This is a genomic window from Serratia sp. (in: enterobacteria) (assembly GCF_046715635.1).
Taxonomy (GTDB): Bacteria; Pseudomonadota; Gammaproteobacteria; order Enterobacterales; family Enterobacteriaceae; genus Chania.
In genome coordinates this window covers 15,712-27,258 of record NZ_JBKJYW010000045.1, presented here as the reverse complement: position 1 = coordinate 27,258, position 11,547 = coordinate 15,712, and the positions used below count along the sequence as shown (strand labels likewise).

General features: G+C 47.9%; 6 protein-coding genes and 1 pseudogene. 6 read left to right on the top strand and 1 reads right to left on the bottom strand.

Annotated elements, in window-relative coordinates:
- From ACLQ7H_RS02260 to ACLQ7H_RS02250, 3 genes and pseudogenes are all read left to right on the top strand, one after another.
- Window positions 1-572 (top strand): annotated as a pseudogene (locus tag ACLQ7H_RS02260) (hypothetical protein); the annotation flags it as partial.
- Window positions 573-583: 11 nt separating this feature from the next.
- Window positions 584-2,101 carry a sensor histidine kinase gene (locus ACLQ7H_RS02255; RefSeq protein ID WP_411751262.1) on the top strand — a complete coding sequence of 506 codons (1,518 nt, stop codon included), beginning with the start codon at window positions 584-586 and terminating at the stop codon, window positions 2,099-2,101.
- 197 nt (window positions 2,102-2,298) lie between these two features.
- Window positions 2,299-2,982, top strand: coding sequence for a response regulator transcription factor (locus tag ACLQ7H_RS02250; RefSeq protein ID WP_411751261.1), 684 nt, complete (start codon window positions 2,299-2,301; stop codon window positions 2,980-2,982).
- A gap of 30 nt (window positions 2,983-3,012) precedes the next feature.
- Here the strand turns inward: ACLQ7H_RS02250 and ACLQ7H_RS02245 are convergent, their stop codons facing one another.
- Entirely contained in the window at window positions 3,013-4,254 is a 1,242-nt protein-coding gene (locus tag ACLQ7H_RS02245; RefSeq protein WP_411751260.1) for a hypothetical protein, read from the bottom strand.
- 262 nt (window positions 4,255-4,516) lie between these two features.
- On the opposite strand from ACLQ7H_RS02245, the gene ACLQ7H_RS02240 reads away from it, so the two are divergent.
- The 3 genes from ACLQ7H_RS02240 to ACLQ7H_RS02230 are packed head-to-tail and all read left to right on the top strand — an operon-like array spanning window position 4,517 to window position 11,522.
- Window positions 4,517-6,880 carry an N-6 DNA methylase gene (locus ACLQ7H_RS02240; RefSeq protein ID WP_411751259.1) on the top strand — a complete coding sequence of 788 codons (2,364 nt, stop codon included), beginning with the start codon at window positions 4,517-4,519 and terminating at the stop codon, window positions 6,878-6,880.
- Window positions 6,877-8,277, top strand: a complete 1,401-nt coding sequence (locus ACLQ7H_RS02235) for a restriction endonuclease subunit S (protein WP_411751258.1) — start codon at window positions 6,877-6,879, stop codon at window positions 8,275-8,277. The genes ACLQ7H_RS02240 and ACLQ7H_RS02235 overlap by 4 nt, the downstream gene beginning before the upstream one ends.
- On the top strand, window positions 8,274-11,522 hold the full coding sequence (locus ACLQ7H_RS02230; RefSeq protein WP_411751257.1) for a type I restriction endonuclease subunit R: 3,249 nt from the start codon (window positions 8,274-8,276) through the stop codon (window positions 11,520-11,522). The genes ACLQ7H_RS02235 and ACLQ7H_RS02230 overlap by 4 nt, the downstream gene beginning before the upstream one ends.
- Window positions 11,523-11,547 lie beyond the last annotated feature (25 nt).

The following is an 11,547-nucleotide window of genomic DNA, read 5'->3' as shown; positions in this document are numbered from 1 at the left end:
TGATCAAAACCGCCGATAAGGTTACGCCGGTTCGCCTGTTGGGGCGTGATGGCAGCATCAGCGGCAATACGGTCACCGTAAAACTGAACCAGCTGTATTCCAATCAGGAAAAATATGTTCTGCTGGAGGTGATCCCGGCCAAGGGTAGTAACGCCCAAAGCAAACCGCTGGCCGATGTGAACGTGCGTTACGCCAATCTGAGTACCAAGCAGGTTGATACCTTCAATGAAAAGGTAGCGGTACATTATAGCCAATCCGTCAAAGACGTGAGTGCCGCGCAGGTTGATGAAGTGCTGGTGGACTCGGCCATTCAGAAGGCGGCGATTGAAAATGAGCGTGCGGTAGAGCTGATGGATGCAGGCAAAATGGAAGAGGCCAAACAGGTATTTAGCGCTAATGTGGCAGCCTTGGAAAGTTTGCCCGTCAGTGCCGCCCCAGCCAGGCAAAAAGCCGAAGCCAGCGCGCAGAAGAACAAAGACCTGATGGGTAAAATGGAGAGCGACAGCAAGGAATCTACCCGTAAGGCAGTGAAAGAGCAGAACTACAACATCAAAACCCAGAAGAACCAGTAGCAGGGAGCCCAATGAGCCAGCGTACTTCCAGAAGTTTGACGGTTTTTATCATCATCACCGTGGCGATCTTCAGCCTGATCGCCTATCTGGGAGTGCGCACCCTTGAGCACGAAGTGTTGTTACGTCATTACCAATCCCAGACCATGGCGCAGACGCGCGTCATGCAGGCCGGCGCCAGCGTTATGGATATACTGCGGCAGAAAGCGACGCGGTTAGACGCGATCACCGACTATATCCAACCCAACGAGCAGGCGCTCAAAGAGCTGGTTGAGAAGGATCACGACATTGATGGCGTGTTTGTCCTGCAGAAAAATCGTTTGCTGTACCCCAATGAAAATACCCCCCTGAGTCAAAAAGAACTCGCCTGGGTTCAGGCCATCACGCCGCTGGTGAACGATCCTTCGTTGCTGTATGGCCACAACGTAAAAAGCGAAATGGCTATCCCGCAATCCGGCTGGTACATCACCGGCGAGGTGCAGGAACCGCTGCTGATCTACTGGCGCAATATCGGCAGTGATATCGTCGGATTTCGGGTTCCTTATATCAAGCTGCTGTCGGATGTGATTAATGCGCTCAACTTCGATTTTGGCAGCGACACGCTGGTGCTGGTAGAGAACGGGCGCCTGCTGTACCAAAGCAATCCTTACATCACCCTGGATAACCAGCAACCGCTGGCCGAGCAGAGCCTGCCTTATCCGCTTACCGGTTGGCAGGTGAGCTATTACGGCAAAGCGGCCAGCACTACGGCGGTCTACCTCTGGGGCGGGGCGTTTATCCTGCTGATGCTGGCCATCATGAGCTTGATCATTTTTCGTCTCTACCGGGAATACACCCAGACGGCACGGCTGGCGCGCCAGCAGGTGGGTTTTGTCAGCCAGGTGTCCCACGAGCTGAAAACGCCGCTGACCAATATCACGCTGTATGCCGAGTTGTTGAAAGAGGAGCTGGACGAACAGCACGATGAAGGGCTGCGTTATCTGGACGTGATTATTGGCGAGAGCCAGCGCTTATCGCGCCTGATCCAGAACATTTTGAGTTTTACCCGTGAGCCGAAGCTGCACTTACAGCCCATTGACCTCAATCCGCTGCTGACGAAGATTGCTCAGACTTTCATGCCGTCATATCAGGCCAAGGGAATGGCGATCTCACTGTCGTTAGGTGAAAGCGTGGTGGTGCAGAGTGATATCGATCGCCTGACGCAGATTATCAACAACCTGCTGAGCAATGCGGAGAAGTATGCCACGGCCGGGAAACAGGTCGATGTGCAGGTGGTGTGCAGTGCGGACTCCGTGGATATCCACGTGCGGGATTATGGTGCCGGTATCGCCGAGAAAGAACTCAGGATGATTTTCCTGCCCTTTTACCGGGTAAAGTCAGGTATTACCGAGGGCGTTTCGGGCACCGGCATTGGCCTGACGATTGCTCAGCAGCTGGCGCACAGCCTGGGCGGGGAGATCCTGGTTGCTCCGCAGTCGCCTGGGGTGCGCTTCACCTTGCGGCTGGCGCGCAATGCCGTTCAGAATATTTAAAGCGATCCGCCAGTGATGAGTAATGGCAACGGTGATCACCCAGTGACAGGTTAACTTCTATACCTGAGACTAGCACCGTACCAGCCCCCTCTCCTTTTTGGGGAGAGGGTTGGGGTGAGGGGGAAAACACAGTATGTAGCCTATGATATTGCCCCGTCAGGCGGCATTGCTAATCGCATTAACCACAGGAAGTCGTAATGAAAATACTGGTCGTTGAAGACGATACGAACATTCGCCAGGGATTGGTAGAAGCGCTCTCCCGTGAGGGATACAGCCTGATAGCCGCAGAGAATGGCAAAGTGGCGCTGGAGATGTACCAACTGCAGAAACCGGATTTTATCATCCTCGATATCATGATGCCGGAGCTGGATGGCTACGCGGTATGCCGTGAGATCCGCAAACAGGATGAGCAGATCCCGATTATCTTCTTGTCCGCCAAGGATGAAGAGATCGACCGGGTGGTCGGGTTGGAGCTAGGGGCAGATGATTACATCAGCAAGCCGTTTGGCATTCACGAAATCCGCGCCAGGATCAAAACCATCGCCCGGCGTTGCCTGCGTAGCAAGACCGCGCAGCCAGATGCCAGCTTTTGCTTTGGTGACTTAACCGTGTACCCCAATGAGCTGTGCGCTCAGCGCCAAGCGGTGCGGCTGGAGCTTTCACTGCGCGAGGTGAAAATCCTGGAGTGCCTCTATCAGCATAAAAACAAGGTCGTCACGCGCGAGATGCTGTTCGATGCCGCTTGGGGCTATGACTTCCTACCAAACAGCCGCACGTTGGATCAACATATCTCCAAGCTGCGCAAGACCATTGAGCTTGATGCGAATAATCCGTTGCTGATCCGCACCGTGCATGGGATGGGGTATCGGTATTTGGGGTGATGGGCCGAGATAACGCTCGGCCCAAAAGGGTTATTTCAGGGAGTGGAGCATTTTTAGCATCGAACTATCATTGGCGGTTTTAATTTTTTCGTAATAGATGGGTTGTGAGATTGGTGAATCCCAAGTATGGATGTCGTTTTTATTGAATGGAATGCATTCCATAGCAACAGTTTTCAATTGCTTTATTTTTCTATCGTATTCATTCATGTCATCAAGCGTTAGCTTTAGGCTTTCCTTTCTAGCGTTAGTTATTTTAGTCGGGCAAATGAGCTGAATGTCACCTAAAGTGAAAATGCTTACACCGGTGATAAAGAATCGATTGGGCAAGTCTGGGTAGTATCTAGTATTCCATAATAAACCATTAAACATAGTATGATGGTGGGTTTGGTTGTCGATATAGAAATGGTGCGTTCGCCAGTCACTGATGCCCGATAAATTCATGGTCATATTTATAATCATATTGGGTATTGGGCGAACAAGTAGTGATAAAACCACCAGGGTTGTCGGTATGGAGATTAAAATGAGGGTAATGCTACGTAGCATCTCGCCATTCTTCTTCTCATTAATATAGATTACCCCTGGTAACATACTTAACATGGAAAACATGAGGCTTAACATCGTAATTAAACTTAGCTGCACGAAATCGTTACTGCCTTCGCTAAACTCTAATTGCTTCAGTAAAAATGACAGTGGAAGGATTTGCACAATTGCTGGAGTAAGCAGTAAGAATGGCATTATTATTTTGGTGGGTGTTTTTTTAAGAATACTCTCTTCTTCGCTGCTATCTTGTGAGCGATATTTTTCTGATTTCAAGATTTTTTTATTTGTTATCCAAAAACTGAATGCTGTTGAGGTCAAGAAAAATAATGCGACTGTTAGATAACCACTCCAATCTAAGAAATAATGAATAGAGAAGGATATCATTAATAATAGGCACGAGGATAAGCTATTAAGAATACCAACGGTAGCGAAGTTGTGGGCGATTCCGTCATATTTTTTAATGTCTTTTTCGTAGTTTGAGAAAGTGATGATTAACATCAAGGATGAAGCGAATAACAAAATACTGAAGCCCAATATTGAAAAGATAGCAAACCCTAAGATGATTCCCGTGATTGACTTGACACTTGCCGTATCATGAAAGATATCTAACCTATCGATATTTGACAGGTAAAGCCATATGACTGCAAGAGTTAACCCTGTAATGAACGCAGATGAGGTGATAACGGATATGATAAATTTCTTATTTAGTATTTTTGGTGATGAGTTATTCATGGGGTGAATTCCTTTTCTGAATGTGCTCGATAAATGAGCTTTATTTTATGCAACAAATAAGCTGTAAACTCAAATTATTTTTTTTGTTTCTACTTTTTATAATTACTCAGCTAATCACTGGTGCTAATGGAATATCTGTCAGCCTAAACTTGTTAGGGGCGTCGCGTTAGAGGCCTTAATTAATCCGCACTGATGTCACAGCAAGCTTTATTGATTCGTGTATAATCTCCGCAACTTTTTGTACATCTTTCTAGGGTCTTCTATGGCTGACACCAACTTCTCTCAAACTGCTGCTTTCATCTGGTCGGTGGCCGATCTGCTTCGTGGTGACTTCAAACAATCCCAGTATGGCCGAGTGATCTTGCCCTTCACGCTGTTGCGCCGCCTGGAGTGTGTGTTAAGTGAGAGCAAAGAAGCGGTGGTGACCCAGGCTGAAAAAGTCAAAACCATGAACCTGCCGGAAGAGGCACAGGAAAAGCTCATTCTGCGTGCAACCAATGATTTGGCGTTCTTCAATACCTCCTCGATGGATCTCGGCAAGATGGGGCAGAACGGCATTAAGGATAACCTTGAGAACTACGTTCAGTGTTTCTCGAAGGATGCACGTGAGATCTTTGAGCACTTTAAGTTTTATGAGTTTGTTGGCCAGTTAAACGACGCCAATCTGCTGTTCAAGGTAGTAAAGAAGTTTGCCACTACCGATCTTAGCCCTGCCGCCGTGTCTAACCACGAAATGGGCTTGGTGTTTGAAGAACTGATCCGCCGCTTTGCAGAAAGCTCGAATGAGACTGCGGGGGAGCACTTTACCCCACGCGATATCGTGCGTTTAACCACTTCATTGGTGTTTATGAAGGACGATGAAGTGCTTAGCAAAGACGGCATCATTCGTACCATCTACGACCCTACAGCAGGAACCGGTGGTTTTCTTTCCTCAGGCATGGAGTATGTGCATGAGTTGAACCCAAATGCGGTGATGCGAGCTTTCGGCCAAGAGTTAAACCCAGAGTCATACGCTATCTGTAAGGCCGATATGCTGATCAAAGGCCAAGATGTCAGCCGCATCAAACTGGGGAATACCCTGTCTAATGACCAGCTGCCGACTGAAAAGTTTGACTACATGCTGTCTAACCCACCGTTCGGTGTAGATTGGAAAAAGATTGATACTGAGATCAACAACGAACACAGCGTAAAAGGCTTTGCTGGGCGCTTTGGCCCGGGATTGCCTCGCGTCTCCGACGGTTCGCTGTTGTTCCTGCTGCACTTGATCAGCAAGATGCGCGATATCCGCAATGCGGATGGCTCGGTGAATGATGGTGGGCGTATCGGCATTATCCTCAACGGTTCCCCACTGTTTACTGGCGGCGCGGGCAGCGGTGAAAGCGAAATCCGCCGCCATATTTTAGAGTCAGACCTGTTAGAAGGTATCGTCGCGCTGCCGACCGATATGTTCTATAACACCGGCATTGCTACCTACGTATGGATTTTGTCCAACAACAAAACTGCCGATCGTAAAGGCAAAGTGCAACTGATTGATGGCACCAACCTGTGTGGCAAAATGCGTAAATCGCTAGGCTCGAAGCGCAACATCATGGGTGAAGAGGACATTAAGCTGATTACCCAGACCTTTGGTGCCTTTAAGGCTGTGGCTCCGACCCCGTTGGATGAACTTGGCATGGATAAAGCCCCAGAGCAGAAATCCAACCGTGGTCGCCAGTCCGCGACCAGCAAAACCGAAGCGCCGAAAACTTTTGCCAGCAAGATTTTTAACAGCACCGATTTTGGCTATCGCCGCCTGACCATTGAACGCCCGCTGCGTTTGTCTGCGCAAATCACCGATGCGGCTATTGCCTCACTACGTTTTGCAACCAAGCCGTTTGCTGCCCCGATGGAACGTTTGTATGAAGAGTTTAGCTCACAGTGGGATAACGCTAATTACGCTGACTTTAGCGCGATTGAAGTCGAAGCTCGTGCGGTTATCAAAGCCGAGTTCCCTGATCTGAAAGAGAAGCAAATCAAGGATCTGCTGGATAAGAAACTGTGGCTGGCCCAGCGCGCATTGATGGCAAACGCCCAGCAAATCCAAACCGCTTTTGGCAGCAAAGCCGGTGGCAAAGAGCTGGTTAGTAACGACTTTAACCAGTTTGACCTTACCTTGAAAGGCGCACTGAAAGCCGCTGATGTGAAGCTGGATACCAAAGAGAAAAAACAGTTTATCGACGCCATTACCACTAAAAATCCAGACGCCGAGCCGGTGGTGAAGAAGGTGCTGAAAGAGGCTGCGCAACCGCTGTATGGCGCGTTTGAATATAAGGGCAAGGTGGTGGAGTTTGAGCAAGACGGCGAGCTGCGCGACAACGAGAACGTGCCGTTGGACCCTAGCATTGCGACCAGTACGTTGATTGAAAGCTACTTTGAGCGTGAGGTAAGACCGCACGTCGCCGATGCCTGGATCAATGCCGATAAGCGCGATGCTAAAGATGGCGAGATTGGTGTAGTGGGCTATGAAATTCCGTTTAACCGCCATTTCTATGTTTACCAGCCACCGCGTGACCTCAAAGAGATTGATGCGGATCTGGATGCGGTCAGCGCCGAAATTATGAAGCTACTGCAAGAGGTGCATTCGTGATGAGTAAATATCGAGCATATTTAACGTATCAATCAGTGAATGTAGATGGACTGAAATACATCCCATTTGATTGGGGGGTAAAACAAGTACGGTACTTTCTTAAAGATGGAGCAGAAGGAATTAAGATTGGCCCGTTCGGTAGTGCAATAAAATTAGAAGATATGGTTGAGGAAGGGTTCCGTGTTTATGGCCAAGAAAATGTTATTAAGAAAGACTTTTCTTTAGGTAAGAGAAATATTGGTGTAGATAAGTTTTTAGAAATGGAGGTCTATAAAGTTAAATCTGGGGATATATTAATTACTATGATGGGGACTAGTGGGAAGTGTGAGATTGTGCCTCATGATATTCAAGAAGGAATAATTGATTCGCATTTGCTACGTGTGCGAGTTAAAGATTTTTTAATTACTCCACGCTATTTTAAACTATTGATCGATGAATCCCCTGAAATAAATTATCAGATGCAACTTCAAGGGAAGGGATCAATCATGCACGGCCTGAATTCAGGAGTTGTTAAAAGTTTGGTCCTACCTTTACCCACTGTTTTTGAACAGGAATCTATTCTTAGCTTCTTGGATTATGAAATTACCAAAATAGATCATCTTATCGATAAACAGCAACAATTGATTGAATTGCTAAAAGAAAAACGTCAGGCGGTGATTAGCCATGCCGTCACCAAAGGGCTAAACCCGGATGTGCCAATGAAAGATTCTGGTGTTGAGTGGTTGGGAAATGTTCCGGTACATTGGGGTATACCTAAATTAACACATGTAACATCCGCAATTGGTGATGGTTTACATTCAACGCCTAAATACGAAGATAATACAGGCTATTATTTCATTAATGGAAATAATTTACAAGAAGGTCGGATTGTCACTGGTTTGACTTCAAAAGAGGTTTCAGAGGAAGAGTATAAACAACATTATATTTATTTGAATGAATCGAGTGTGTTGTTATCTATAAATGGAACAATTGGAAATGTCGCTAGATATAACTTTGAAAAAGTTATTTTGGGTAAAAGTGCCGCCTATATAAATTGTGTTGAAAGTATAACCCCAGACTACTTAATGAATTATCTTCAGATAAGTCAAGTGCGCCATTATTTTGACTTGGAGGTTACGGGGACGACAATATATAATTTGTCTCTTAATTCAATTCGGAAAATGAAAACATGTGTACCTCCATATGAGGAGCAGAAAGCAATAGTCGATTACTGTATGCTGCAAGAAAAAAAGTATCGCTCGCTAATCCAAGCGGCATTTGATGCTATTGCTTTGATGCAAGAGCGCCGAACCGCCCTAATCTCCGCCGCTGTCACCGGAAAAATCGACGTGCGCAACTGGGTCGCCCCTACCAGCGACACAGAAGTGAACCAGGAGCCACAGGAGGCGACGGCATGAGCACAGACACCACCAAGGAGCTGATCTTTCAAAATGAAATGATCGATCAGATGGTGAAAAATGGTTGGATTGTCGGCAAATCAGACGGCTACGATCGTGAACGTGCTGTGTATATGCTGGATGTGCTGGCCTTTGTGCAAGTCAGCCAACCAAAGGAATGGGAGAAGTTTGCCAAGGTTTACCCGAATGACACCGAGCGCTATTTTCTGGATGCGTTGGTAGCCCAGCTTAAAAAAGCCGATGTGAATGCCACCGATACTCTGTCCCGCACTTATGGCACCTTGGGCGTATTGCGCCACGGGCTAAAAATCCGCAATGCGCGTTTCTCACTGTGCCAATTTAAACCTGAGCACGAGCTAAATCCTGAAACGCTGGCGCGTTACCAGCAGAATATTTGTCGCATTGTGCCGGAGCTGGTTTTCAGCCCTTATGCCACTGCGGAGCACTTTGCCGCAACCGGCAGCAAAGCCAAAAGCTGGCGCATTGACCTAGTGCTGTTCGTCAACGGCTTGCCGGTCGCCACACTGGAGCTGAAATCCGAGTTCAAACAGGCGGTGCAAAACGCCATCAAGCAGTATAAAAGAACCCGTTTGCCGAAAGACCCAATCACCAAAAAGTCGGAGCCGCTGCTCAGTTTTAAACGCGGTGCGCTGGTGCATTTTGCCGTTAGCCAATATGAAGTGTTTATGGCCACCAAACTGGCAGGGGACGAAACCTTCTTCCTGCCGTTTAACAAAGGTACTAAAGAAGGTGGGGCGGGTAACGACATGCCCGACGATCAAAACCGTTATGCCACCGATTACCTGTGGAATGAGGTTTTACTGCCTAGCAACCTGTTGAATATTTTAGGCAGCTACGTTCATCTGCAAATCGAAGAAAAAGAAGACTGGAACGGGCTGAAAACCAAGAAAGAAACACTGATCTTCCCGCGTTATCATCAATGGGACGTGGTGCGTAAACTGATTGGTGCCGCAGTTGAAGAAGGCACTGGCAATAAATACCTGATCCAACACAGCGCTGGCTCCGGTAAGTCCAACTCGATTGCCTGGACTGCCCACCAACTCTCTACGCTGTATGATGCCAACGGCGAGAAGCAGTTCCACTCGGTGATTGTCGTTACCGACCGCACCGTACTCGACGATCAGTTGCAAGACACCATCTATCAGTTTGAACATGCCGACGGTGTGGTTGGGCGTATCAATAACAAAGAAGGTGACGGCTCAAAATCAGAAAAACTCGCTGCCGCGCTGGAAAACTCGCAACCGATTATCATCGTCACCATCCAGACCTTCCCGTTTGTGCTCAAAGCGATTGAAAACAGTGTCAGCTTGAAACTGCGCAAATACGCGGTGATCGCCGATGAGGCTCACTCATCGCAAAGTGGTTCTACCGCTCGTCAGTTAAAAGAAGTGCTGATGCTGGAAGAGACAGACGACGATACGGTGCTGACTTCTGAAGATGCCATCAATGCCACCATGGCTGCCCGGCGCGGTAGCAGTAACCTGAACTACTATGCGTTTACCGCCACGCCAAAACCAAAAACCTTGGAGCTGTTTGGCCGTTTGCCCAAGCCTGATGAACCGGCGTCAAAGACCAACAAGCCGGAGGCCTTCCATGTGTACTCCATGCGTCAGGCGATCGAAGAAGGTTTTATTCTGGATGTGCTGAAGAATTACACCACTTATCAGGTGGCCTATAAGCTGGTGCAAAAGATGGAAGCTGCCGACAAAGAAGTCGATAGCTCCAAAGCCAAAATCAAGCTGAGCCAGTGGGTGCGTCTGCACGATTACAACATTTCACAGAAGGTGAAGGTGATTGTGGAGCACTACAAGAACCACGTAGTGCACCTGCTTGGTGGGCAGGCCAAGGCGATGGTGGTGACCAGTTCGCGTAAAGAGGCCGTGCGTTACAAGCTGGCTTTCGACAAATACATCATTGAGAACAACTACCAGCATATCAATGCCATGGTCGCCTTTTCCGGCGAGGTGGAGTTTAACGAAGGCGATCCAGACAGCCTGGCATTGCTGAACCACAAGTTCACCGAAATCAATATGAATCCGGGGTTAAAAGGCCGCGATATGCGTAAAGCCTTCGACAGCGATGACTATCAGGTGATGCTGGTTGCCAACAAATTCCAAACCGGTTTTGATCAGCCGAAGCTGTGCGCCATGTATGTAGATAAACCCTTAGGCGGGGTTGAATGTGTGCAGACGCTTTCACGTTTGAACCGCGTTTATCCCGGTAAGGTGGAATGCGGCACTTTCATCCTCGATTTTTATAACCAGCCTGATGACATCCTGCAAGCCTTCCAGCCGTATTATCAGACCGCCGAACTGATGGACGTGACCGACCCTAATCTGGTGTTCGACCTGTTCGAAAAACTACGGTCCAGTGGCATTTTCACCTGGAGTGAAGTTGAGCAGTTCTGCACCGCCTTCTTTACCAAAAACAAGTCCAACGCCGCTATCAGTAACATCTGCAAACCGGCCAAAGAGCGCTGGGAAAAGCGCTATCTTTCTGCCATTGAAGCCTATATTCAAGCTAAAGAAATCTTTGAACGCACTAAGAAAACTCAGGATGCGGTGTTAATCGCCAATGCTGAGAATACGTTTAAAGAGTGCAAAAAAGAGAAAGATCGCTTAGAAATCTTCAAAAAAGACTTGGGTAGCTTTGTTCGGTTCTACGAATTTATGTCGCAGATCGTCGAGTATGAAGATCGGGATCTGGAGAAACTTAGCCTGTATGCCCGCCATCTCAGGCCGCTGTTGCAAGAAAAGAACGTGCAGGAAGACGACGTGGATTTAGATAACGTCGTGATGAGCCACTACCGGTTATCGAGAATTCGGGAACAACATATCAAGCTGCAAGAAGATGCGGCGGACTATCAACTTGAACCGGGTAATGACGTGGGTACGGCCAAGCCGAAAGATAAGAAAGAGGCTTTCCTGTCGCATATTTTAGAGCGTTTGAATGAGCTGTTTATCACGGACAATCTTACCGACAAAGACATGGTCAACTATGCGTTTGCGGTACGTGACAAGCTCTCTGAAAACCAAACCGTCATGACACAGATTGCCAACAATACCCGCGAACAGGCGATGCTGGGTGACTTCCCAAAAGCGATTGATGATGCGGTCATGGACAGTAACGAAGCTCAGCATGAAATGATGATGCAGTATCTGTCTAACCCGGAACTTGCCAAAGGGTTCGCCCGTGTGGTGTTTGATATGCTGAAAGGGGGGTGAAGCGAATAATGCTACACCATAAAAC